The sequence below is a fragment of the Micromonospora sp. NPDC047738 genome, assembly GCF_040642675.1.
Classification (GTDB): Bacteria; Actinomycetota; Actinomycetes; order Mycobacteriales; family Micromonosporaceae; genus Micromonospora.
In genome coordinates, this window is the sequence record NZ_JBEYSO010000020.1 from 70,708 (window position 1) to 94,625 (window position 23,918).

The following is a 23,918-nucleotide window of genomic DNA, read 5'->3' on the forward strand; positions in this document are numbered from 1 at the left end:
CGGGAGCGGTGTCGGGCCGTCGCCCGGACGTCCGCCCGCCTGCGACAACTCCAGCTCGGCGCGTCTGACGCCGCGCCGCGACCTGGAGCCGTCGCACGGTCGCGTCCCTGTTGTCCTTCACGTCCGCCAGCCTACGTGTCGGCGCGGGTTGCGGCCCGTCGGCCGCGCCGGTCCGCCGGGGTGACCAACCCGGCCGAAGCGGATTAAAGGGACGGGTGATCCCGCTGACAGTATGTGGGAAGGCACGGTTGCGATATCCCCGTGCCGACATAGCGCACTAACCTGGCTCTGTGCGGACTTCGTTGCTCGATGTGCTGGCGGACCGGATCCTCATCGCCGACGGGGCGATGGGGACCATGCTCCAGGCGGCCGACCTGACCCTGGACGACTTCGACGGCCTCGAGGGCTGCAACGAAATCCTCAACGTCACCCGGCCGGACGTCGTCCGCGGCGTGCACGAGGCGTACCTGGCGGCCGGCGCGGACTGCGTCGAGACGAACACCTTCGGCGCCAACCTGCCGAACCTCGCCGAGTACGGCATCGCCGGCCGGATCCGGGAGCTGTCCGAGGCGGGGGCGCGGCTGGCCCGGGAGGCCGCCGACGCGTACGCGACGCCGGACCAGCCCCGCTTCGTGCTCGGCTCGATCGGCCCCGGCACCAAGCTGCCCACCCTCGGCCACGCCGCGTACGCGTCGCTGCGGGACGCGTACCAGGAAAACGCGGCCGGCCTGATCGTCGGCGGGGCGGACGCGCTCATCGTGGAGACCTGCCAGGACCTGCTCCAGGTCAAGGCCGCGGTGATCGGGTCGAAGCGGGCGATGGCCGAGCTCGGGCGACAGGTGCCGATCATCTGCCACGTCGCCGTCGAGACCACCGGCACGATGCTGCTGGGCAGCGAGATCGGGGCGGCGCTGACCGCGATCGAGCCGCTCGGGGTGGACCTGATCGGGCTCAACTGCTCGACCGGCCCGGCGGAGATGGGTGAGCACCTGCGCTACCTGTCCCAGCACTCGCGGATCCCGCTGTCGGTGATGCCGAACGCCGGTCTGCCCGTGCTGACCGCGGAGGGCGCGTACTTCCCGCTGACGCCGGTGGAGATGGCCGACGCCCTGGAGCAGTTCGTCGCCGAGTACGGCGTGTCCCTGGTCGGCGGCTGCTGCGGCAGCACCCCGGAGCACATCCGGGTGCTGGTGGAGCGGCTGCGCGGGAGACGGCCGGTGGCCCGGGAGCCGCGGCCGGAGGCGGGCGTCTCGTCCATCTACCACCACGTGCCGTTCGCCCAGGACGCCAGCGTCCTGATGGTGGGGGAGCGGACCAACGCCAACGGCTCCAAGGCGTTCCGGGAGGCGATGCTGGCCGGCGACTGGCAGGCATGCGTGGAGATCGCCCGCGGCCAGGCCCGGGACGGCTCGCACCTGCTGGACCTCTGCGTCGACTACGTCGGCCGGGACGGCACGCAGGACATGCGGGAGCTGGCCGGCCGGTTCGCCACCGCCTCCACGCTGCCGATCATGCTGGACTCCACCGAGCCCCCGGTGATCGAGGCCGGGCTGGAGATGCTCGGCGGGCGCTGCGTGGTCAACTCCGTCAACTTCGAGGACGGCGACGGCCCCGAGTCCCGCTACGCCCGGGTCATGCCGGTGGTCAAGGAGCACGGCGCCGCCGTCGTCGCCCTGCTCATCGACGAGGAGGGCCAGGCCCGCACCAGGGACTGGAAGGTACGCGTCGCGGTCCGGCTGATCGAGGACCTGACCGGCCGGTGGGGGCTGCGCCGGGAGGACATCCTCATCGACGCGCTGACCTTCCCGATCGCCACCGGTCAGGAGGAAACCCGCCGCGACGGCATCGAGACGATCGAGGCGATCCGGGAGATCGCCGCCCGGTATCCGGGGGTAAACTTCACCCTCGGCATCTCCAACGTCTCCTTCGGGCTGAACCCGGCCGCCCGGCAGGTGCTCAACTCGGTCTTCCTGCACCAGTGCGCGGAGGCCGGGCTGACCTCGGCGATCGTGCACGCCAGCAAGATCCTGCCGATGTCGAAGATCCCAGACGAGCAGCGCGAGGTGGCGCTCGACCTGATCTACGACCGCCGCCGGGAGGGCTACGACCCGGTGCAGCGGTTCATCGAGATCTTCGAAGGCGTCGACGCGGCGTCGGCGCGCGCCACCCGGGCCGAGGAGTTGGCCGCGCTGCCGCTGGACGAGCGGCTCAAGCGGCGGATCATCGACGGCGAGCGCAACGGCCTGGAGGCCGACCTCGACACGGCCATGGCCGAGGGGCGCTCGCCGCTGTCGATCATCAACGATCTGCTGCTCGACGGCATGAAGGTGGTCGGTGAGCTGTTCGGTTCCGGCCAGATGCAGCTGCCGTTCGTGCTCCAGTCCGCCGAGGTGATGAAGACCGCGGTGGCATACCTGGAGCCGCACATGGAGAAGACCGACGACGACGGCAAGGGGCGCATCGTGCTCGCCACCGTCAAGGGCGACGTGCACGACATCGGCAAGAACCTGGTGGACATCATCCTGTCCAACAACGGCTACGAGGTCGTCAACATCGGCATCAAGCAGCCGATCAACGCGATCCTGGACGCCGCCGAGCAGCACCGGGCCGACGCGATCGGCATGTCCGGCCTGCTGGTCAAGAGCACGGTCATCATGAAGGAGAACCTGGCCGAGATGGCCGCGCGCGGGGTGGCGGAGCGGTGGCCGGTCCTGCTCGGCGGGGCGGCGCTCACCCGCGCGTACGTGGAGGACGACCTGCGGTCGATGTTCCCGGGGCAGGTGCACTACGCCCGGGACGCCTTCGAAGGGTTGTCGCTGATGGACCGGGTGATGACGGCCAAGCGGGGCGGCGCGCCGATGGTCGACCCGGAGCGGGAGGCGGCCCTGGCGGCCCGCCGGGAGCGGCGGGAGCGGCAGCGGGCGATGGTGCGGGAGGCGCTGCCCGAGCTGGACGACGCCTCGGTCCGCTCCGACGTGGCCGTTGACGTGGAGGTGCCGAAGCCGCCCTTCTTCGGCACCCGGGTGGTCAAGGGGCTGCCGCTGGCCGACTACGCGGCACTGCTCGACGAGCGGGCCACCTTCCTCGGCCAGTGGGGGCTGCGGGGCGCCCGAGGCGGCAAGGGCCCGTCGTACGAGGAGCTGGTGGAGACGGAGGGCCGGCCGCGGCTGCGGTACTGGCTGGACCGGCTGATCGCCGACCAGGTGCTCGAGGCGGCCGTGGTGTACGGCTACTTCCCGGCGTACGCGGAGGGCAACGACCTGGTGGTGCTGGACGAGAACGGGCACAGCGAGCGGGCCCGGTTCTCGTTCCCACGGCAGCGGCAGGAGCGGCGGCTGTGCCTGGCCGACTTCTTCCGGCCGAAGGGCGAGGAGCTGGACGTGGTGGCGTTGCAGCTGGTCACCGTCGGGCAGCCGATCAGCGAGTACACGGCGAAGATGTTCGCCGGCAACGAGTACCGCGACTACCTGGAGGTGCACGGCCTGTCCGTGCAGCTCACCGAGGCCCTCGCCGAGTACTGGCACCGGCGGATCCGGTCCGAGTTGACCCTGCCGAGCGGGCGTACGGTGGCCGACGACGACCCGGCGGACCTGGCCGGCCTGCTGCGCACCGACTACCGCGGCTGCCGGTACGCGTTCGGCTACCCGGCCTGTCCGGACCTGGAGGACCGGGCGAAGATCGTGGAGCTGCTGGGCGCGGACCGGATCGGCGTGCAGTTGTCGGAGGAGTTCCAGCTGGTGCCGGAGCAGGCCACGGACGCGATCGTGGTGCACCACCCGGAGGCCAACTACTTCAACGCCAAATAGTCGAGGCAACTGGTCTGACCTGCACTTCAACCCCGTCCCTCACCAGCATCCGGTCCGGTGGCATATTGCCGTCAGGTGATCTCCGAGCACACGAGTTTGCCCTAGATCGACTCCGACTTGGTGGGCCGACGGGCATGCGTCAGCGGGGCGGCGAGGCCTGTTCCAGTGGGCGTCCGTGGGCTCGGATCATGTCCGAGACGGCGACGCCGAGCAGGACGGCGGCAGCTGCTGCGGCGACCCCGAGTGGCGGCAGGCCGACCATCACGGGCGCTACGGCCGCAAGTACGACGATCCCGATCAGTCGTGGCCGGGACACGCGGGCGAAGGCCACGTGCTCGAATACTGCGCGCCCGGCGAGGTAGAGCGCGGGCCCGCCGAGGATGGCGCCGACCCAGGCCGGTTTGGCGTGTCCGGATGGATCGTTGAGGACGAGCTCGGAACCGGCTGAGGTGGCGACGATGCCAGCCACCATGAGCAGGTGGGAGAGCTCGGCCGACCGACCGAGCCGGCCGGGATCGGCGGATGCCGCGATGGCCTCGCCCAAGATCTGGCCGGCTCGGTAGAAGTAGATCCGCCACAGCAACACCGTGGTGACGAACGACAGTACAAGGGCCGATATTCGTTCAGCCACGATCGGACCGTGCAGAAGAGTCGATCCGGTGGTCAGGATCGTCTCACCAAGCGCGACGATGACGAACAGCCAGTAGCGTTCGGCCAGGTGCTCGCCCGCGACGGCCCACGGGGACACCCGCGCACGCCCCAGCCCCGGTACCGGCCAGCCGAGTACGCCCCCCAGGTAGTCGATCGCCAAGGCCAGCAGCCACAGCAAATTGCGCGTCAGCTCCGGTGCGAAAGCTCCGGCGAGCCACGGTACGGCCGACGCGCCGAACCAGACGAGCGCCAGCATGTTGACGCGGCGCAGATCATGGCCCCGCAAGGTGAGTACGAAGAAGAGGGTGCGGCCCACCTGGATCGCCACGTACGTGCTCGCGAAGAGCAGACCGGTCTCGGCGAGAGCCCCGGATATCGCGACCGCCAGGAACAGGCTCCCGAGCATCGTCGCGAGGACAACGAACTGGATCGCCGGCTGCAACGGGTCGAACCGGCTGGTCATCCACGCCGTCTGGGTCCAGATCCACCAGATGGCCAGGAACAGCAGCAGAGTCTCGCCGTTTTCCGAAAGGGTGGTGGTCAACGTCTCGGCGACGCGGCCGGTGGTGTAGTCCAGCACCAACTCGTTCACGATCCGGGTGAGCGCGAAGACGTACACCAGATCGAAGAACAGTTCCAGGAAGGTCGGCCGCTGCGGACTCCCACGCTTGCGCAGCAGATTGGCCACTCTGTTCGTCGTCACCGGCCCGCCCGCTTCGTCGGCTTCTCGCTGAAGCAGTCGTACCACGTCGCCGTGTCGCCCACGGATCAGACGCACCTCCCGATGGCTGAAGGGCCTGACCGCCAGCGAGGTCTGCTGCCGCGCCCAGCGTCGTGTTCTCCCAACCAGGCAACGGCCTGTCCGGCCGACTGAGCCAGGGACGCGGCAGCGGTGCCCGCGGCGACTGGCAGGATCGTCGCAATGGAGAGCTTCACGTCTTGGGACGGCACGGAACTGGCGTACCGAGTTGTCGGCTCCGGGCCTCCGTTGGTGTGCATTCCGGGTGGCCCCGGCCAGACGGTGGAATACCTGGGCGAGCTGGGCGGGCTCACCCGCAGCCGTACCCTGATCCTGTTGGACAACCGGGGCACCGGCGCGTCGGGTGTTCCCGCCGATCCCACCACCTATCGGGTCGACCGCCTCGTCGATGACGTGGAAGCGCTGCGCCAGCACCTGGGCCTCGACCGGATGGACCTGTTCGGGCATTCCGCGAGCGGCGGGATCTGCCTGCTCTATGCCGCCCGGCATCCCGCGCGGCTTGATCATCTGGTGCTGGTCGCTCCGTCGTTGCGGGTGGTCGGCTTGCCGTCGGACCTCGACGTCGACCGGGTGCTCGCCGCGCGGGCGTTGGGCGCTCGCCGGGCTGCTGGTGGTCTGGGTGGTGCTCCTGGCGGTGGCGATCCGGCTGCTGCGTCGGCGGCCGGTGTTCGTGCCGTTGGTGCCGTTGGCGGCGGTGCTGATCTGGCTGGCGGTGGTCTCGGCCGGTGGCGCGTGGCTCGGTTGGACCGCCTGACGGGCCGGCCCGTGGGTGGGCCGGCCCGCAAGCGACGCGGTCAGTACGCGTAGGTGACCGAGATGGTGCTGTTGGGGCAGCTGTTCGCCCAGCTGGTCAGGGCGCTCTTCTCCGCGCTGTCGACGGTCAGCCGCCAGCGGATCTTCACGGCGACCCACTCGTTGATGTACCGGCAGCGGGCGGAGGCGTACGGAGGCATCCAGGTCGCCGGGTCCTGGTCGCCCTTGGCCTGGTTGACGTTGTCGGTCACGGCGGCCAGGGCGCGGGAGTCGCCGAGGTCGTTGGCGTACGCCTGGCGGCGGCTGGTGGTCCAGTTGCGGGCGCCGGAGTCCCAGGCCTCGGCGAGGGGGACCATGTGGTCGATGTCGAGGTCGCTGGTGAGGGTCCAGTATGCGTTGTCGTAGTAGGAGTACCAGCGGCCGCCGGACAGGGAGCAGCCTGAGCCCTTGGTGGGCTTGGTGGTGGCCTCGGCGATGAGGACCTCGTTGCGGGTGTTGCAGCCGTTGCCGTCGGCGTCGATCCAGTGGGGGAACAGGTCGCGGTTGTAGCCGGTGCGGACCTCGGTGGCGACCGGGAGGCTGGCCACCGCGGTGGTGAGCGGCGCCGAGTAGCTGGCCGCCCAGGCGGGCTGGGTGAGGCCGAGGGTGGCGGCCACGGTCGCGACGAGGCTGATGGCCGCCGCGCGCAGGGTGCGGTTCATGATGCTCCGTCCGGAGGGGAATGACTGCCTCTATATAGACACGCATGGAAGTAACGGTCTAGATCAATTTCCGTGAACGGCGGATGAGCGTCGGGCGTACCCTGCCCGCCGCGCCCATCGTGGAAGCCGCCGGGTCGACCGCGGCTCCAACCGCCCTCCACCGTCCGCGCGGAGGCTGGCCGGGGCGGCCGCCGTGTCCCGGTGTCGAACAGCCGGCCGAGGGTATGCGGACTTGAACGCTCGGACACCTGAACAGGCCGAAAGATGCGGGCGCCGGGAGGCCCTGGCGAGGATAAGGTGACGAGGGAAGGGGACGACGATGGCCGACGAAACGCCAGTCAAGGTTCGGCCGGCCACGCCCACGATCGTCGGCGTGCCAGCCGACTCTCCCGAGGAACCGCCGAGCAGCCTCGACCTGTGGGCCCAGGCCCAGGTGCTGCACCGCTGTTTCGGCGACGACGACGGAGAGCCACACATCATGCGCGGCCTCGACTGAGACCGGGCCGCACCCCAGGTCGGCGGATGACCGCCGACCTGGCGGCGCGTGATCCGCCGCCGGCCGGTCGGGTCGGACAGGTTCCCGGAGGGGTACGGCGACCTTCGGTCAGCCCAGCCGGGCGGCGCGGGCGTGCAGGTAGCGCTGCTGGGCCAGGTTCATCGAGCGGCGGGCCGCCGCCAGGTACGCCTGCCGCGCCGCGTCCGTCTCCCCGGCCAGTTCGAGCAGGTGCGCGCGGGCGGCGTACCGGCGGGGGTCCTCGGCGACCCGGCGATCGGCGTCGAGCGCGTCGAGCAGCGCCAGCCCGGCCCGGGGCCCGCGGGCCATGGCCACCGCGACCGCGTGGTTGAGCCGGACCACCGGGTTGTCGTGCAGGGCCAGCAGCATCTCGTACAGGGCGACGATCTGCGGCCAGTCGGTGGCCGCGACGCTGGGCGCCTCGTCGTGCAGGGCGGCGATCGCCGCCTGGAGTTGGTACGCCCCGACCGCGCCCCGGGGCAGCGCCGCGCCGACCAGACGGGTCCCCTCGGCGATCTGCTCACCGCGCCAGCGGCGCCGGTCCTGCTCGGCCATCGGCACCAGCGTGCCGTCCGGCCCGGTGCGCGCCGGGGTACGCGCGTCGGTGAGCAGCATCAACGCCAGCAGCCCGGTCGCCTCCGGATCGTCGGTGAGGCGGTGCAGCAGCCGGGCCAGCCGGATCGCCTCGGCGCGCAGATCGGTGCGGTGCAGCTGCTCGCCGGCCGTGCTCGCGTACCCCTCGTTGAAGATCAGGTAGAGCACGTGCAGCACGGCGTCGAGCCGGGCGGCCCGTTCCTGCCCGGCGGGCAGGGCGAACGGCAGCCCGCTGTCCCGGATGCGCTGCTTGGCCCGGGTGATCCGCCGGGTCATGGTGGCCTCCGGCACCAGGAACGCCCGGGCCACCTCGGCGGTGCTGAGCCCGCCGACCGCCCGCAGGGTGAGTGCGATCTGCCCGGCCGGCGGCAGCGACGGGTGGCAGCACAGGAAGAGCAGGATCAGCGAGTCGTCGGCGTCATCCGACGGCCGGTCGGCGGGCGGTGCCAGCCACCGGTCGGCCGGGACCTGGCGGGCGACGCTGTCCTCGCGGCGGCGCCGGGCCTGTTCGGCGCGGAGCAGGTCGGTCAGCCGGCGGGACGCGACCGTGATCAGCCACGCCTTCGGGTCGTCGGGCAGGCCGGAGCCGGGCCAGCGGGTGGCGGCGGCGAGCAGCGCCTCCTGGGTGGCGTCCTCGGCGGTGTCGAAGTGCCCGTACCGGCGTACGAGCGCGCCGAGGACCTGCGGTGCCAGGGCGCGCAGCAGGTCCTCGACGGTGTCGTCGGCCACCGGTCAGCCCTGAAGGTCCTCGAAGCCGTCCACGATCGGGCGCACGTCGACGTACTCGCCCTCGCCGTCGGGGTTGACGAACCGGGCGGCGATCTCGGTGGCCCGGTCGAAGCTGGCGCACTCGACCAGGGTGTAGCCGGCGAGGACCTCCTGCGTCTCCGCGTACGGGCCGTCGGTGACCACGGGCGCACCGCCGCGCAGCCGGACCCGGCGGGCGTGCACCGGGGCGGTCAGCCCCTGCGCGTCGACCAGTTCCCCGGACTCGGCCAGCTCCTTGTGGATGCTCACCATGTGGGCGTGCATCGCCGCGATCTGCTCGGGGCTCATCGGCGGCCGGTCGCCCGGCCGCCCGGCCAGGGTGTCGTAGTCCTGCTGGCTGCCGTAGAGCATGATCAGGTACTTCACGGTATCTCCTCTCGGGAGGCGCCTCGCGGGCGCCGGTCACCCGGGACGTCGGAGCTGGGGCGTCGCCCCGGACACCAGCCTAGGGGCGGGTGAACCCGGCCGGCCGGATCAGCAGAGCCGCCGATTGGTTCGGCCCCGCACAGGGCAGCGTTGACGGGCGCGGCCGTCCTACCGTGGCGGTCATGACGGCGGTGTTGGTGACCCTGGGGGCGGTGGCGGCATTGGTGGCGGCGTTGTTGGCGTACGTCGGCTGGCGGGACCGGCGCCGCCGCAGCGCCGACGATGACCCGGCGGTGGTGCGGGCGGCGCGGGCGGAGCGTCATCGGCGGGCGGCCGAGCGGGAGCACGCGCAGAGCGACGCGTGGAACCGGGGCGGCCACGGCTTCACCGGCTGAACGTGGTCCAGTTCGACCCGCAGCAGGCGTTGCTGGTGTACGCCGGGCTGAACGGTCGCCGGCGGGGGGCGTAGCTCACGGGGTGGGCATCATCGGCGCGCGGTCGGGGTACTGCGCGTCCCGGGACTCAGCTGGGGAGGCGAGGGTGGGGCAGCAGGCGGCAGGTCGACGTCGGGGACCGTTGGCCGGGCTTCTGGTGGCCGCGGTGGTGGCGGCCGGCTGCATGGTCGGCGGGGGCGACCAGGGGGAGCCGCGGCAGCCCGGCCCGCGGCAGAGCGGAGCGCCGGCCTCTCCGGGGGCGCAGACCACCCGGGCGGACGGCACCACCGGTGTGGCGGAGTTCGAGCAGGACTTCCGCGACGCCGTGGGCATCGCCGAGCGCTACTGGACGGCCGAGTTCAGGGCCTCCGGGCGGCGGTTCCAGCCGATTCGGCGGGTGGTGCCGTACACCAGGGCGGGCGAGGTGTCCTGCGGCGGTGCGGCGGTGCCGCGCAACAACGCGGTCTACTGCTCGGCCGGGGACTTCATCGCCTACGACGTGCAGTGGTCGGTGTCGGCGTTCCGGCAGGTCGGTGACGCGTTCCTGTTCTATCTGCTCGGCCACGAGTACGCCCACGGCGTGCAGGTCCGCCTCGGCATCCGCTACGACTTCACCATCCAGCAGGAGTTGCAGGCGGACTGCATGGCCGGGGCGTACCTTGGGGACAACGTGCGCTCCGGGACGCTGACCCTGGACGAGGGTGACCTGGACGAGTTCCGGGAGGGGCTGCTGGCGGTCGGTGACGATCCGGATCAGCCGTGGTTCGCCGAGGGCTCGCACGGCACCGCCGAGCAGCGCACCGACTCGTTCTTCCGCGGCTACGAGAACTCCCTCGACGCCTGCGGTCTCGGCTGAACGGGTTCGGCGAGGGGCACCCGGACTGTGCCGGGTTTGTCCGGGTCCGACGGGGGGTACACAGCCGGAATGAGCGCCGTCCCCGTCGCGCACCGCACGGTCGACGTCAACGGCATCCGTACCTTCTACCGGGAAGCCGGGCCGGCGGACGGTCCCGTGGTGCTGCTCCCGCACGGCTACCCGTCGTCGTCCTTCCAGTTCCGCAACCTCATGCCGGCGCTCGGCGACCGGTGGCGTCTGCTCGCCCCCGACCTGCCGGGCTTCGGATACACCCGGGCCGATGCCGACGGCTTCCCTTTCACCTTCGACGCGTACGCCAGCTTCCTGCGCCGCTTCACCGACGCGCTCGGCCTGCGGCGCTACGCGATCTATCTGCACGACTTCGGCTCACAGTTCGGGCTGCGGCTGGCCATCAGCGCGCCGGAACGGGTGGCCGCGCTGGTGATCCAGAACGGCGACATCTACGAGGACCAGCACGGGCCGAAGTACGCGCCGCTGAAGAAGATGTGGGCCGATCCCAGCCCGGCCGCCCTGGCCGAAGTGGCCGCGCACGTCTCCGAGCAGGGCTTTCGCGACGAGTTCATCGGCGAGGTGCCCGAGGAGATCGCCGAACGGATCAGTCCCGACCTGTGGACGCTGTCCTGGGCTCAGGTGGGCCGGCCGCCCGGGCCGGCGAACCTCATACGCCTGCTCGCCGACCAGCGCACCACCGTGCAGTGGTTCCCGCGCCAGCAGGCGTATCTGCGGGAGCACCAGCCACCCACCCTCGTCGTCTGGGGGCCGCACGACGGATACATGCCGGAGGGCGCCGCGCGTGCCTACCTGCGGGACCTGCCGGACGCGGAACTGCACCTGCTCGACGGTGGGCACTGGCTGCTGGAGACGCACCTCGCCGAGGTGGTGTCCCTGATGCGTGACTTTCTCGGCCGCGTGCACCCGTAGCCCGTTCGCGCTACCTCGGACAGGCCGGTGGCTCCGGCCCGCGTCATCCGGATCACCCGCGGCCGGCCCGGATCGCTGCTCCGGGCGCCGGGTTGGCAGGATCGAGGCCAGCCGCCGTCCGACCCGAGGAGGCCCCCGCTGAGCAGCAAGCACCCCGCCGCCGTGCTCTTCGACATGGACGGCACCCTGGTCGACAGCGAGAAGCTGTGGGACGTCGCGTTGCAGGAACTCGCGGCCGTGTACGGGGGGACCCTCTCCGACACCGCCCGCAAGAGCATGGTCGGCACCAGCATGGCCGCGTCGATGCGGATCCTGCACGACGACCTCGGTCAGCCGGAGCGGGACCCGCAGGCCAGCGCCGAGTGGATCAACGCGCGGATCCTGGAGCTGTTCCGCAGCGGGCTGCAGTGGCGCCCGGGTGCGCTGGCGCTGCTGCGCGCGGTCCGCGCGGCGGGGATCCCCACCGCGCTGGTCACCTCCAGCGTCCGGCCGTTGGTCGAGGTGGCCATGGACACCCTCGGCCGGGACAGCTTCGACGCGGTGGTCTGCGGTGACGAGGTGGACTCGGTCAAGCCGCACCCGGAGCCGTACCTGACCGCCGCGCGGCTGCTCGGCGTGCCGATCGCGCGGTGCGTGGCGATCGAGGACTCCGCGACCGGGGTGGCCAGCGCGCTGGCCGCCGGGGCGGCCGTGCTGGCCGTGCCGGCGGAGGTGCCGCTGCCGCAGACCGACGGCGTACACCAGTTGGAGAGCCTGACCGGGGCGGACCTGGAGCTGCTCGCGGCGCTGCTCGGCGAACCGCCGGTCTGATCCGGACCCGGCGGAGGGCCCCCTGCCGGGCAGGGGGCCCTCCGGGTGGGCTCACTCGTGGGCGATGGCGCCCAGCACGTTGATCCGGGCGGCCCGGATCGCCGGCAGGACCGCGGCGACCACCCCGATGATCGCGGCCAGGCCGAGCATCACCCCGATCTGACCCCAGGGCAGGATCAGGTCGTTGATCCCCTCGTCCTTCAGCGCCCGGACCACGGCGGCGCCGAGGCCGCTGCCGACGACGACGCCCAGCAGCGCGCCGAACACCGAGATCACCACCGCCTCTACGGTGATCATGCGCATGGTCTGCGCTCGGCGTAGCCCGATCGCCCGCAGCAGCCCCAGTTCCCGGGTGCGTTCCAGCACGGACAGCGCCAGGGTGTTCACGATGCCGAGCACCGCGATCACGATGGCCAGCGCCAGCAGGATCTGGATCATCTGGAGCAGCCCGTCGAGCGAGCCGGTCTGCTGCTTGATGAACGCGTCCCGGTCGGCCACCGACACCTCGGGGGAGTCCGCGAGCAGCCGTTCCACCTGCGGCTGGACGTCGGCCACCCGGGTGCCCGGGGCGAGTTGCAGGTAGCCCTGGATCGGCTGCGGGATGGCGAAGTCGCGGGCCGCCTGCGGCGGCAGCACCACTGGGTTGGTGAACTGTGAGCTCTGGTAGATGCCGCTGACCGTGTAGCTGCGGGCCTCGCCGCGGGACAGCTGCACGTTCACGGTCGAGCCGACCGAGACACCGCGGGACTTGGCGGTGTCGGAGCTGAACAGCATCTGGTCCGGGCCCAGCCGGCTGATGTCACCGGCGGTGGGCTTCGCCCCGAAGATGCGCTCCAGCGCGGCCACGTTGCTGGACGCGGCCACCCAGGTCCGTTGGCCGTTGACCATGGCCATGTCGCCGTACTCGCCGTCGACCAGCTGCACGCCGGGCAGCGCGGCCGCCTTGTCCAGCACCGCCGGGTCGAAGCTCGGCGGTCGTGGGCCGCTCTGCGATCCGGCGATCACCAGCTCGGCCTTGATGGTGTCCTTCGCCAGGGCGCTGATGCTGCCCTTCGCCGAGTCGAGGATCACCGTGACCCCGGTGACCAGGGCGATGCCGACCATCAGCGCGGCGGCCGTGATCGCCGTACGGCGGGGGTTGCGCCCGGAGTTGAGCCGCCCCAGCTTCCCCGGCACCGACCAGGCGAAGATCGCGCCCAGCAGGGAGACCACCGGGCGGCTGATCAACGGGGTCAGCAGCGCCACGCCGATGAAGGCGAAGAGCACGCCGCCCAGGATGGTGGCCAGGGTGTTGCCGCCGGCGTTGCCGCTGAGCCCGAGGAAGAGCAGCGCGGCGCCGACCGCGGTGACCAGCGCGCCGGCCACCGTGATCCGGGTCAGCGGCCGGTCGGGGGTGGCCACGTCCTGCATCGCCGCGATCGGCGGGATCCGGGACGCGCGCAGCGCCGGCAGCAGCGCCGCCACCACGGTGATCACCAGGCCGACGGCGAACGCGCCGATCACCGCCGCCGCCGGTACGCCGATTCCGGCCAGGGTGAGCCCGCCGGCCAGGTTGCCGAACGCCCACGCCAGCAGCGCGCCGATGCCGATGCCGGCGGCCAGGCCGAACACCGAGGCGATCAGGCCCACCGCGATGGCCTCCAGCACCACCGAGCCGATGATCTGCCGGCGGCTCGCCCCGACGGCCCGCATCAGGGCCAGCTCCCGGGTCCGCTGCGCGACGATGATCGAGAAGGTGTTGAGGATCAGGAACGTGCCGACCAGCAGCGCCACCGCCGCGAAGCCGAGCAGGATCCGGTTGAAGAAGGACAGCGCCTCCTTGAAGCCCTGCGCGGCCTCGGTGGACAGCTGCTCGCCGGTCTTGACCACGTATCCGTCACCCACGGCGGCGGCCACCGCGTCGCGCAGCGACTCGTCGGTGACCCCGCCGGCGGCCTTGACCGTCACGCTGTTGAAGGTGTTCGGCTCGCCCAGCATCAGCCGCTGTGCCGTCGGGGTGGTGAACATGATCTCGTTGCTGCCGCCGATCGAGTCGCGGCCGCCGCTGTAACCGAAGATTCCGACGATGGTGAAGTCCTGCTTCGGCTCGAGGGGGGTGAGCACCCCGACCCGGTCGCCGAGCTTCACCTTGCCCGCGGTCGCCAGGCCCTGGTTGATGACGATCTCGTCGTCGGCGCGCGGCTCGTGCCCCTCGCGCAGTCGCAGCTGCTCGGACTCGCCGGTCCAGTTCTCGCCCAGCTGCGGCGGGCCGAACGAGGCGACCGCCTTGCCGTTGCTGCCGATCAGGCGGGCCCCGTCGGCGGCGACCACGCCGGTGGCCGTGGCCACCCCGGGCACCGCGCGGACCTTGTCCACCGTCGCCGCCGGCACCGGCGCCGCCGTCTGCTCGCCCTCCATCTCCGACACCGCGATCTTCGGCTTGGCGGCGACGTTGACGTCCACCCCCTCGTACGCGTCGGCGAAGATCGCGTCGAAGGTGCGGCCGAGGGTGTCGGTCAGCACGAACGCGCCGGAGACGAACATCACCCCCAGCACGACCGCCAGGCCGGAGAGGAACAGCCGCAGCTTCCGGGCCAGCAGGCTCTTCAGTGTGGCCCGGATCATCAGCCGTTCACCTCGGCCGGGGTGTCGAGCTTCTTCATCGTGTCCAGCACGGTGTCGGCGGTCGGCTCGATCAACTCCGAGACGATCTGCCCGTCGGCGAGGAACACCACCCGGTCGGCGTACGCGGCGGCGGTCGGGTCGTGGGTCACCATCACGATGGTCTGGCCGTGCTCGCGGACCGAGTTGCGCAGGAAGTTCAGCACCTCGGCGCCCGAGCGGGAGTCCAGGTTGCCGGTCGGCTCGTCGGCGAAGATCACCTCGGGGCGGGCGACCAGCGCCCGGGCGCACGCCACCCGCTGCTGCTGGCCGCCGGAAAGCTGCGCCGGCCGGTGCCCGAGCCGGTCCCGCAGGCCGACCGTGTCGATCACCGTCTGGTACCAGGCCGGGTCCGGCTTGCGGCCGGCGATCGACAACGGCAGCAGGATGTTCTCCTGCGCGGTGAGCGTGGGCAGCAGGTTGAACTGCTGGAAGATGAAGCCCACCTTGTCGCGGCGCAGCTTCGTCAGCCCGGCGTCGTTGAGGCCGGTCACCGTCGTGTCGCCGATCGCGACCGTGCCCCTGGTCACCGAGTCCAGGCCGGCCAGGCAGTGCATCAGCGTCGACTTGCCGGAGCCGGACGGGCCCATGATCGCGGTGAACCGGCCCCGCTCGAACTCGGCGCTCACCCCCCGCAGCGCGATGACCTGCGCCTCGCCGCTGCCGTACACCTTCCACACGTCGCTGGCCCGGGCCGCGGCCTGCGCCTGCCGGCCTACCATCGCGGTCACGTCATCTACCTCTTCCGTCTGCCTGCCGATCCGCACCGCCCCCGCTGGTCAGTGCGGCAGTTCCATCCTCGGTGCCGCCGGTGGCGGATCCGTCCGACTCCGGGGGGAGCCGGCGCCGGAAATCCCGCTGAGGGTCGCCCCCGAGACCGGCTCAGGGTCACCCCTGATCCGGCGGCGCCGACGATAGGACCTGACGCCACGTCACGCTCAACCCTGCCGGCCGGACGATGGTCACGGTAGGTGACGGTCGCCACCCGGTCGGAACACTCAGCCGCCCGGGCGCACCAGCCCCGTCTCGTACGCCAGCACCACCGCCTGCACCCGGTCCCGCAGCCCCAGTTTGGTCAGCACGTGCCCGACGTGGGTCTTGATGGTGGTTTCGCTGACCGACAGGGCCCGGGCGATCTCCGCGTTGGACAGCCCGCGGGCCATCTGCACCAGCACCTCCCGCTCGCGCTCGGTCAGCGAGTTGAGGGCCTTCGGCGGGGCGGCCGCCGGGTCGGGCAGCGCGTCGGCGAAGCGGTCCAGCAGCCGCCGCAGGATCCGGGGTGCCACCACCGCCTCCCCGGCGGCCACCGTCCGGATCGCGGTGACCAGATCCTCCGCCGGTACGTCCTTGGCCAGGAAGCCGCTCGCCCCGGCCCGCAACGCGCCGACCACGTACTCGTCCAGGTCGAAGGTGGTGAGGATGAGCACGCGCACCGGCAGCCGGGCGTCCACGATCGCCCGGGTCGCCGCCACCCCGTCCATCCGCGGCATCCGGATGTCCATCAGCACCACGTCGGGCAGCAGCCGGCGGGACAGCTCCACCGCCTCCAGCCCGTCGCCGGCCTCGGCCACGATGTCCAGGTCGTCCTCGGTGCCGAGCACCATCCGGAAGCCGGTACGCAGCAGCGGCTGGTCGTCGGCGAGCAGGATCCGCACCGGTCGTGGCTGCGCCGTGCTGTCGGTCATCCGTCATCCCTCGTCGTGCCGGCCGGGCCGGGAACGGTCATGCCGGTACCGCCCCGGCGGACTCGAGCGGGATCCGCGCGTACACCCGGAAGCCGCCGCCCGGTCGCGGACCGGTCCGCAGGATCCCACCGTAGAGGGCGACCCGTTCCCGCATGCCGACCAGCCCGTGCCCGATCCGGTCGGCCGCCGGCGCCGGGCCCCGGCCGGTGTCGGTGACCTCCACCGCCAGGACGCCGTCGGCGACGGTGAGCTGGACCAGCGCGGTGGCCCGGCCGGCATGCTTGAGCGCGTTGGTCAGGGCCTCCTGCACGATCCGGTAGACGGTCAGCGCCACGCCCTCCTCCATCGGCCCCGGCGTGCCGTCGATCCGCAGCGTCACCGGCAGGCCCGCCTCCCGGACCTGCTCGACGAGGGCCTCGATGCCGGTCAGGCCCGGCTGCGGGGTCAGGTCGGCGGTCGGTTCGGCGTCGGTGCGCAGCACGTCCAGCAGCCGGCGCAGCTCGCGCAGGGTGGCCCGCCCGGTCTCCTCGACCGTGGCCATCGCCTCGTCCGCGGCGTCCGGGTCCCGGCGCAGCACCCGGCGCGCCCCGGTGGCCAGCACCCCCATCACGCTGACCTGGTGGGCGACCACGTCGTGCAGCTCCCGGGCGATCCGGCGCCGCTCGTCGGCGACGGCCTGCTCGGCGAGGGACCGCTGGTTCGCCTCGGCGATCCGGGCCCGTTCGCGCAGCATCCGGGTGGACTGCCGGCGCGCCTGCACCGCCCGGCCCACCGCGTACGCCACCGACGCGGTGAGCAGGTTGTTGAGGACCAGGTACGCAGGGCCCATGTCGAGCACGCCCTTCAGCGGCGCGGCGAGGTTGGCCAGCACCACCGGCACCCACAGCAGCAGCGCGGCCAGGGTGGCCGGGCGCGGCCGCTGGTGCGCGGCCATCGTGTAGGTGAGCACGACGAAGGTCAGGCTCTGGGTGGCCGGCGCCTGCCGCAGCAGCACCGGCACGGCCAGGGTGGCCACCGCCGCGGCCACCGCCGGCCACGGCGCGACCCGGCGCAGCGCCACCGGGACCGCACCCACCGCGTTCCAGCCCAGCGCCGTCCACAGCTGCGCGGGCCGCAGCTCGGGCGGCGCCAGCAGCAGCAACACCGTGGAGAGCAGCACCAGGGCGACCGCCGTGCCGGCGTCGACGGCCAGCGGTCGACGGCGGGCCCAGGCCCGCACCCGGTTGGTCATGCCACGACGCTAACCGCCGCCCGGCGCGCCCCCTCGTCGCCGATGCCGAACCCTGCCTCCTCCGTGAGAAGGAGGGTCACTCGTCCGCTCCGGGGGCGACCGGCCGGGACCGGGCGTCGGTCAGCGGGTCACCCGCGCCGGCGGCCGGGAACGGCGGCGGGGTCCCGCCGAAGCTGGGGCACAGCGCCTGGTGGCTGCACCAGTCGCAGAGCCGACTCGGCCGCGGGCGGAAATCCTGCCGCGCGGTGGCCTGCTCGATCGCCTGCCAGAGCGCCACCACCGTGCGCTCGAACCGGAGCAGCTCCTCCGCGTCCGGGGTGTAGTCGCACACCTCGGCGTCTCTGAGGTAGAGCAGCCGCAGCACGCGCGGCACCACGCCGCGGGTCCGCCACAGCACCAGGGCGTAGAACTTGAGCTGGAACAGCGCCCGCGCCTCGAACGCCTCCCGCGGTGCCCCGCCGGTCTTGTAGTCGACCACCCGCAACGCGCCGTCGGGAGCCACGTCGAGCCGGTCCAGGTAGCCGCGGATCAGCAGCTCATCGTCGACCACCGCGGAGATCAACGCCTCCCGCTCGGCCGGCTCCAGCCGGCGCGGGTCCTCCACCGCGAAGTAGCCCTGCAGCAGCGCCGCGGCCGAACGGAGGAATTCCGCCGCCCCCGCCGTGTCGTCCGCGGCGAACAGCGTCGCCAGCTCCGGCTGCTCGGTGACCAGCCGGTCCCACTGCGGGGCGACCAGGTCACCGGCCGATTGCGGGGTACGCGCCGCCGCCGGCAGGTCGAACAGCCGCTCCAGCACCGCGTGCACCAGCGTGCCCCGGGCCTGCTCGACGGTGGGACGCTCGGGCAGCCGGTCGATGCTGCGGAACCGGTAGAGCAGCGGGCAGGTCTTGAAATCCGCCGCCCGCGACGGCGACAGCGACGCCCGCACCGTGGATGGCGCCCCCGCCGGGGAGTCGTGCGTGTCGATCACCGGTTCCGCCGTCATGCCCGGAAGGTTAGGGCACCGGTGTGACAGGGCCGACGTCGCCGCACCGGGGCATGATCGGCGCCGCGTAGCATCGACCCGGTGGAGCACAGGTCCCGACCACCCCGCCGGCCCGGGCTGACCATCGGTCGGGTGTTCGGGGTGCCGCTGCGCGTGGACGCCTCGATGCTCCTGCTCACCCTGGTCGTCACCGTCCTGTACGCCAGCCTGGCCCGCCGGCAGCTCGAGGTGGGTCACCTCGGCGGCTGGCTGGTCGGCCTGGGCTTCGTGGTCTCCCTGCTCGGTTCGGTGCTGCTGCACGAGCTCGGGCACGCCCTGACCGCCCGCCGGTACGGCATCGGTGTGCGCGGGATCACCCTGGAACTGCTCGGCGGGTACACCGAGATGGACCGGGACGCCCCCAGCCCCCGAGTCGACCTGCTGGTCTCCCTCGCCGGCCCGGCCGTGTCCGCGGTGCTCGGCGCCGCCGCCGTGGCGGCCACCCTCGCGCTGCCCGCCGGCACCATCGCCCACCAGCTCGCCTTCCAGTTGGCGGTCAGCAACGTGATCGTCGCGGTGTTCAACAGCCTGCCCGGACTGCCGCTGGACGGCGGGCGGGCGCTGCGCGCCGCCGTCTGGGCACTCACCCAGGACCGGCACCGCGGCACCGAGGTGGCCGGCTGGGTCGGCCGGGCCGTGGCCGTCGCCACCATGGCCGTGGTCGTCCTGCTCACCCTGCGCCGGGCGATCGCGCCGCTGGCCCTGCCGCTGATGCTGCTGGTCGCCGTCACCCTGTGGCGCGGCGCCGGGCAGTCCATCCGGATGGCCCGGATCAGCCGGCGCCTGCCGCTGGTCGACCTGTCCCGGCTGGCCCGCCCGGTGCTGCCCGTGCCCCGCGGCACCCCCCTCGCGGAGGCGCAGCGCCGCCGCGCCGAGGGACCGGTTCCCGACGCGGCACTCACCGTCGTCGACTCCGCCGGCCGGCCGGTCGCCCTGGTCGACCCGGCCCGGGCCGCCGCCGTACCGCCGGAACGGCAGCCCTGGCTGGCGGTGGACGCGGTCTCCCGCGACCTGGACTCCCTGCCCGCCCTGCCGGTGGGCGCGGACGGCGAACGCGTGATGGAGATCGTGCGCACCCACCCGGGCGCACAGTACGTGGTGACGGCAGGCGAAGATGTCGTCGGCGTTCTGCACATCGCGGATCTGGCTCAGCTCCTGGAACCCAAACGGAAGACGAACACGTGACCGCACATTCCTCCGCCGTCCCGGCCGACCCCGCCGCCGCGGCGCTGCCTCCCGTGCACCGGGGGCCGTTCCGGCCCGGTGACCGGGTGCAGCTGACCGACCCGAAGGGCCGGATGCACACCGTGACGCTGGAGCCCGGCAAGGAATTCCACACCCACCGGGGGATCCTCAAGCACGACACGCTGATCGGTCTGCCCGACGGCAGTGTGGTCACCACCGCGGGCGGCGGCACCGCGTTCCTGGCCCTGCGGCCGCTGCTGTCGGACTACGTGCTGTCCATGCCGCGCGGCGCCCAGGTGATCTACCCGAAGGACGCGGCGCAGATCGTCATGATGGGCGACATCTTCCCCGGTGCGAAGGTCCTCGAGGCCGGCGCCGGCTCCGGCGCGCTGTCCTGCTCGCTGCTGCGCGCGGTCGGTACCGAGGGCGAGCTGCACTCGTTCGAGCTGCGGGAGGATTTCGCCAAGATCGCCGAGCGGAACGTCGAGGCGTTCTTCAACGGCCCGCACCCGGCCTGGCGGCTGCACGTCGGCGACGTCGCCGAGTGCCCGGAGACCGGCTTCGACCGGATCATCCTGGACATGCTCACCCCGTGGGAGATGCTCGACATGGTCGAGCGGGCGCTCGTCCCCGGCGGCGTCCTCATCGGGTACGTGGCCACCACCCCGCAGCTGTCCGAGCTGGTCGAGGCGCTGCGCGAGCGTGGCGGCTGGACCGAGCCGCGCGCCTGGGAGTCCCTGGTCCGGGACTGGCACGCCGAAGGGCTGGCCGTGCGTCCCGACCACCGCATGATCGCGCACACCGCGTTCCTGGTCTCCGCGCGCAAGCTCGCCCCCGGGGTCACCGCCCCGCCGCGGCGCCGCAAGCCCAGCAAGGGCACCGAGGCGTACGTCCAGCGCCGGCAGGCCCTGCGCGAGGCGGAGGCGGCCCGGCAGGCGGCGGCCGGGCCGGAGCAGGAGTCGGGCGAGGCGTGACCCCCCGGCGGCACGGACGGGCATGAGCGAGCGGATCATGTGTCCCGGCGGGGACGACACCGAACGGGCGGAGACGGTGGCATGAGCGAGCGAACGGCGTGCGGCGGACGCCGGGCCCGCCTGGGCGGGCGGGACCGGCGGCGGCGCGGCAGCGGGACGAGTGAGCGCAGCGAGCGGATCGTCGGGCTCGGCGCGGCCGACTCTCTCGTCGCCAGCCGGCGGGAGGCGGCGGCATGAGCAGCCCCGGCTACGGCAACGGCGACCTGCCCGCCGTTTTTCCCGACTGGTCGCCCTACGCCGATCTGGAGTCGGCCACGCGGGCGTACCTGCGCGATCCCGACATCGCCCTGGAGGCCCTCGGCGGGGTGCTGCGCGGCGCCTCCGTGCTCGGCTTCACCCTGGAACGCTTCGTCAACGAGGTCAACGGGGTGTGGCAGGAGGTGGTCGTCTGTGACGGCAGCCGCCTGGTCCTCTGGCACGGCGAGGACGTGCCGCCCGGCGAGGGGCCGCCCGGGTCGATGACCTCCTCGCTGCGGGTGGTGCCGGTCTCCACGATCACCGAGGTGGGCTGCCGGCGGCGGCTCACCCGCACCGACAGCGGCGCGATCCGGGTCGACAGCATCGACGTCTACCTGCTGCTCAGCTCCCTGGACGAGGCGCCGCCCGGCGACGAGATCACCGGCGCGCCCCGGCACGACGCGCTACGGTTCGGCAAGACCCTCGACGACGGCGGCGCCGGGCAGATCGCCCGGCTGGAGGAGTTCGCCCGGATGGTCGCCTCGGTGGTCGGCCGCCCCCTGCTGTAGAGACGGCGGCGGGCCGGGGACGTCCCCGGCCCGCACCGCCTCGAACGTCGGGGGTCAGTCCTCGGCGTCCGGCCCGGCCACCTCGACACCGTCGCCGGCGCGCACCACGTGAATGCACTCGCCCGGGCACTCCTTCGCCGAGTCGATCACCTCGAGGCGCAGGTGCTCCGGCACGTCCACCCGGGCCCCCGCGGCCAGCTGTAGCTGGCCGTCGGAGCCCTTGACGTACGCCAGGCCGTCCAGGTCGAACTCGAAGACCTCGGGCGCGTACTGCACGCACAGCCCGTCGCCCGTGCAGAGATCCTGGTCCACCCAGACCTGAAGCTGGTCCGTCGCGACCTCTGCCACCGGTGCACCCCCCATGTTCTCCCGTCCCACGGCCCGACGGTACCCGAACGGCCGTACCCGCCCGGCGACCAGCCCTTGGCGATCAAGCTTCGGTGACGGGCGCGTTGCGGAGGACCGAATCGGGCTCACAGCGGCTAGTGTTAGCTCAGAACGTTCGAGCCCCCGGGGAGGTGGGACGTGGCACGCAGCGACGACGCGGACTCGCGCGCCGCACGGTGGGAGAAGGAGGCCCACGATCTCTCCACGCAGGTCGCGTTCCTGCAAGAGGAACTCGCCCTGGTGCGGCGCAAGTTGACCGAAAGCCCCCGACACGTCCGGCAGCTCGAGGAGCGGCTGGCGGCCACCCAGGCCCAGTTGGCGCGGCTGACCGAGAACAACGAGCGGCTCGTGAGCACCCTCAAGGAGGCTCGCGCGCAGATCGTGACGCTCAAGGAGGAGATCGACCGCCTCGCACAGCCCCCGAGTGGCTACGGCGTCTTCCTGGCCAAGCACGACGACGGCACGGTGGACGTCTTCACCGGCGGGCGCAAACTTCGGGTTGCCGTCTCGCCCTCGCTGGACGTCGACGAACTGCGTCGCGGCCAGGAGGTCCTGCTCAACGACGCGCTCAACATCGTGGACGCGTTCGGCTACGAGCGGGTCGGCGAGGTGGTGATGCTCAAGGAGGTGCTCGCCGGACCCGATGGCGCTCCCGGTGACCGGGCGCTGGTGGTCTCCCACTCCGACGAGGAGCGGATCGTGCACCTCGCGGAGACCCTGATCGGCACCTCGATAAGGGCCGGCGACTCGCTGATGATCGAGCCCCGCTCGGCGTACGCCTATGAGCGGATCCCGAAGAGCGAGGTCGAGGAGCTCGTCCTGGAGGAGGTGCCCGATGTCGGCTACGAGGACATCGGTGGCCTTCAGGCGCAGATCGAGCAGATCCGCGACGCGGTGGAACTGCCGTTCCTGCACTCCGACCTGTTCCGCGAGCACCAGCTCCGGCCGCCGAAGGGCATCCTGCTCTACGGCCCGCCCGGCTGCGGCAAGACCCTGATCGCCAAGGCGGTGGCCAACTCGCTGGCCAAGAAGATCGCCGAGCGGCGCGGCGAGGAGAAGCACACCAGCTTCTTCCTCAACATCAAGGGTCCCGAACTGCTCAACAAGTACGTCGGCGAGACCGAGCGGCACATCCGGTTGATCTTCCAGCGGGCGCGGGAGAAGGCCGGCGAGGGCACCCCGGTGATCGTGTTCTTCGACGAGATGGACTCCGTGTTCCGCACCCGCGGCTCCGGCGTCTCCTCCGACGTGGAGAACACCATCGTCCCGCAGCTGCTCAGCGAGATCGACGGTGTGGAGGGCCTGGAGAACGTCATCGTCATCGGCGCCTCCAACCGGGAAGACATGATCGACCCGGCGATCCTGCGTCCCGGCCGGCTCGACGTGAAGATCAAGATCGAGCGGCCGGACGCCGAGGCGGCCAAGGACATCTTCTCCAAGTACATCCTGGCGGGTCTGCCGCTGCACGCGGACGACCTGGCCGAGCACGGTGGCGACCCGCAGGCCACCGTCGCCGCGATGATCGACGCGGTGGTGCTGCGGATGTACTCGGAGACCGAGGAGAACCGGTTCCTCGAGGTCACCTACGCCAACGGCGACAAGGAAGTCCTCTACTTCAAGGACTTCAACTCCGGCGCGATGATCCAGAACATCGTCGACCGGGGCAAGAAGATGGCCATCAAGGAGTTCCTCACCTCCGGGCGCAAGGGGCTGCGGCTGCAGCACCTGCTCGACGCCTGCGTCGACGAGTTCCGCGAGAACGAGGACCTGCCCAACACCACCAACCCGGACGACTGGGCGCGCATCTCCGGCAAGAAGGGCGAGCGGATCGTCTACATCCGCACGCTCGTCTCCGGCGGCAAGGGCGCCGAGGCCGGCAGGTCGATAGAGACCGCCAGCAACACCGGCCAGTACCTGTAGTCCGACGCACGACCGGAGGCCCGTGGCGCCCGCGCCGCGGGCCTCCGCGCGTCCGCGTCCGGCCCCGCCGTGAGCGAGCGCAGCGAGCGAACTGCTCAGCGCCGTGATGCC

21 protein-coding genes and 1 pseudogene are annotated in these 23,918 nt (G+C 72.2%); 12 read left to right on the forward strand and 10 right to left on the reverse strand.

Annotated features, from left to right (window positions below; translation table 11 throughout):
* Positions 1–290 precede the first annotated feature (290 nt).
* A complete protein-coding gene (gene metH, locus ABZ783_RS26165) occupies positions 291–3,806 on the forward strand; it encodes a methionine synthase (RefSeq protein WP_357442436.1) in 3,516 nt (1,171 codons plus the stop codon).
* Between the two features lie 139 nt (positions 3,807–3,945).
* Here the strand turns inward: metH and ABZ783_RS26170 are convergent, their stop codons facing one another.
* Entirely contained in the window at positions 3,946–5,235 is a 1,290-nt protein-coding gene (locus ABZ783_RS26170; protein WP_357442438.1) for a low temperature requirement protein A, read from the reverse strand.
* Between the two features lie 144 nt (positions 5,236–5,379).
* Here ABZ783_RS26170 and ABZ783_RS26175 point away from each other — a divergent pair.
* A pseudogene (locus tag ABZ783_RS26175) lies at positions 5,380–5,796 on the forward strand (alpha/beta fold hydrolase); the annotation flags it as partial.
* Between the two features lie 215 nt (positions 5,797–6,011).
* Here the strand turns inward: ABZ783_RS26175 and ABZ783_RS26180 are convergent.
* Entirely contained in the window at positions 6,012–6,671 is a 660-nt protein-coding gene (locus tag ABZ783_RS26180; protein WP_357442440.1) for an HNH endonuclease family protein, read from the reverse strand.
* A gap of 319 nt (positions 6,672–6,990) precedes the next feature.
* On the opposite strand from ABZ783_RS26180, the gene ABZ783_RS26185 reads away from it, so the two are divergent.
* Positions 6,991–7,167: a hypothetical protein gene (locus ABZ783_RS26185; protein ID WP_357442442.1), complete on the forward strand. Its 177-nt coding sequence runs from the start codon at positions 6,991–6,993 to the stop codon at positions 7,165–7,167.
* A 108-nt stretch (positions 7,168–7,275) separates the two neighbouring features.
* Here the strand turns inward: ABZ783_RS26185 and ABZ783_RS26190 are convergent, their stop codons facing one another.
* Positions 7,276–8,508, reverse strand: a complete 1,233-nt coding sequence (locus ABZ783_RS26190; RefSeq protein WP_357442444.1) for a sigma-70 family RNA polymerase sigma factor — start codon at positions 8,506–8,508, stop codon at positions 7,276–7,278.
* Positions 8,509–8,511: 3 nt separating this feature from the next.
* Positions 8,512–8,913, reverse strand: a complete 402-nt coding sequence (locus tag ABZ783_RS26195; protein WP_357442446.1) for a YciI family protein — start codon at positions 8,911–8,913, stop codon at positions 8,512–8,514.
* A 182-nt stretch (positions 8,914–9,095) separates the two neighbouring features.
* On the opposite strand from ABZ783_RS26195, the gene ABZ783_RS26200 reads away from it, so the two are divergent.
* From ABZ783_RS26200 to ABZ783_RS26215, 4 genes are all read left to right on the forward strand, one after another.
* Complete coding sequence (locus ABZ783_RS26200; RefSeq protein ID WP_357442448.1) at positions 9,096–9,308, forward strand: hypothetical protein; 213 nt, start codon at positions 9,096–9,098, stop codon at positions 9,306–9,308.
* An 82-nt stretch (positions 9,309–9,390) separates the two neighbouring features.
* Positions 9,391–10,203, forward strand: a complete 813-nt coding sequence (locus ABZ783_RS26205; RefSeq protein ID WP_357442450.1) for a neutral zinc metallopeptidase — start codon at positions 9,391–9,393, stop codon at positions 10,201–10,203.
* A gap of 69 nt (positions 10,204–10,272) precedes the next feature.
* Positions 10,273–11,145, forward strand: coding sequence for an alpha/beta hydrolase (locus ABZ783_RS26210; protein WP_357442452.1), 873 nt, complete (start codon positions 10,273–10,275; stop codon positions 11,143–11,145).
* A gap of 162 nt (positions 11,146–11,307) precedes the next feature.
* Positions 11,308–11,955, forward strand: coding sequence for an HAD family phosphatase (locus ABZ783_RS26215; protein ID WP_357442561.1), 648 nt, complete (start codon positions 11,308–11,310; stop codon positions 11,953–11,955).
* Between the two features lie 51 nt (positions 11,956–12,006).
* Here the strand turns inward: ABZ783_RS26215 and ABZ783_RS26220 are convergent, their stop codons facing one another.
* From ABZ783_RS26220 to ABZ783_RS26240, 5 genes are all read right to left on the reverse strand, one after another.
* Complete coding sequence (locus ABZ783_RS26220) at positions 12,007–14,559, reverse strand: FtsX-like permease family protein (RefSeq protein WP_357442454.1); 2,553 nt, start codon at positions 14,557–14,559, stop codon at positions 12,007–12,009.
* Entirely contained in the window at positions 14,559–15,326 is a 768-nt protein-coding gene (locus tag ABZ783_RS26225) for an ABC transporter ATP-binding protein (protein WP_357442457.1), read from the reverse strand. Before ABZ783_RS26225 ends, ABZ783_RS26220 begins: the two co-directional genes overlap by 1 nt.
* A 267-nt stretch (positions 15,327–15,593) precedes the next feature.
* On the reverse strand, positions 15,594–16,280 hold the full coding sequence (locus tag ABZ783_RS26230) for a response regulator transcription factor (protein ID WP_357442459.1): 687 nt from the start codon (positions 16,278–16,280) through the stop codon (positions 15,594–15,596).
* Between the two features lie 37 nt (positions 16,281–16,317).
* Entirely contained in the window at positions 16,318–17,511 is a 1,194-nt protein-coding gene (locus ABZ783_RS26235) for a sensor histidine kinase (protein ID WP_357442460.1), read from the reverse strand.
* 76 nt (positions 17,512–17,587) lie between these two features.
* Positions 17,588–18,496, reverse strand: a complete 909-nt coding sequence (locus ABZ783_RS26240) for a PD-(D/E)XK nuclease family protein (RefSeq protein WP_357442462.1) — start codon at positions 18,494–18,496, stop codon at positions 17,588–17,590.
* A 132-nt stretch (positions 18,497–18,628) separates the two neighbouring features.
* Between ABZ783_RS26240 and ABZ783_RS26245 the strand changes: the two genes are divergently transcribed.
* From ABZ783_RS26245 to ABZ783_RS26260, 4 genes are all read left to right on the forward strand, one after another.
* On the forward strand, positions 18,629–19,720 hold the full coding sequence (locus ABZ783_RS26245; protein WP_357442563.1) for a M50 family metallopeptidase: 1,092 nt from the start codon (positions 18,629–18,631) through the stop codon (positions 19,718–19,720).
* A 44-nt stretch (positions 19,721–19,764) separates the two neighbouring features.
* Positions 19,765–20,694: a tRNA (adenine-N1)-methyltransferase gene (locus tag ABZ783_RS26250; RefSeq protein WP_357442566.1), complete on the forward strand. Its 930-nt coding sequence runs from the start codon at positions 19,765–19,767 to the stop codon at positions 20,692–20,694.
* Positions 20,695–20,775: 81 nt separating this feature from the next.
* Entirely contained in the window at positions 20,776–20,931 is a 156-nt protein-coding gene (locus ABZ783_RS26255) for a hypothetical protein (RefSeq protein WP_357442464.1), read from the forward strand.
* On the forward strand, positions 20,928–21,500 hold the full coding sequence (locus ABZ783_RS26260; RefSeq protein ID WP_357442466.1) for a hypothetical protein: 573 nt from the start codon (positions 20,928–20,930) through the stop codon (positions 21,498–21,500). The genes ABZ783_RS26255 and ABZ783_RS26260 overlap by 4 nt, the downstream gene beginning before the upstream one ends.
* Before the next feature lie 54 nt (positions 21,501–21,554).
* Here the strand turns inward: ABZ783_RS26260 and ABZ783_RS26265 are convergent, their stop codons facing one another.
* On the reverse strand, positions 21,555–21,848 hold the full coding sequence (locus ABZ783_RS26265; protein WP_357442468.1) for a ferredoxin: 294 nt from the start codon (positions 21,846–21,848) through the stop codon (positions 21,555–21,557).
* A gap of 177 nt (positions 21,849–22,025) precedes the next feature.
* Between ABZ783_RS26265 and arc the strand changes: the two genes are divergently transcribed.
* Positions 22,026–23,807, forward strand: a complete 1,782-nt coding sequence (gene arc, locus ABZ783_RS26270) for a proteasome ATPase (RefSeq protein WP_073836755.1) — start codon at positions 22,026–22,028, stop codon at positions 23,805–23,807.
* Positions 23,808–23,918: the final 111 nt, after the last annotated feature.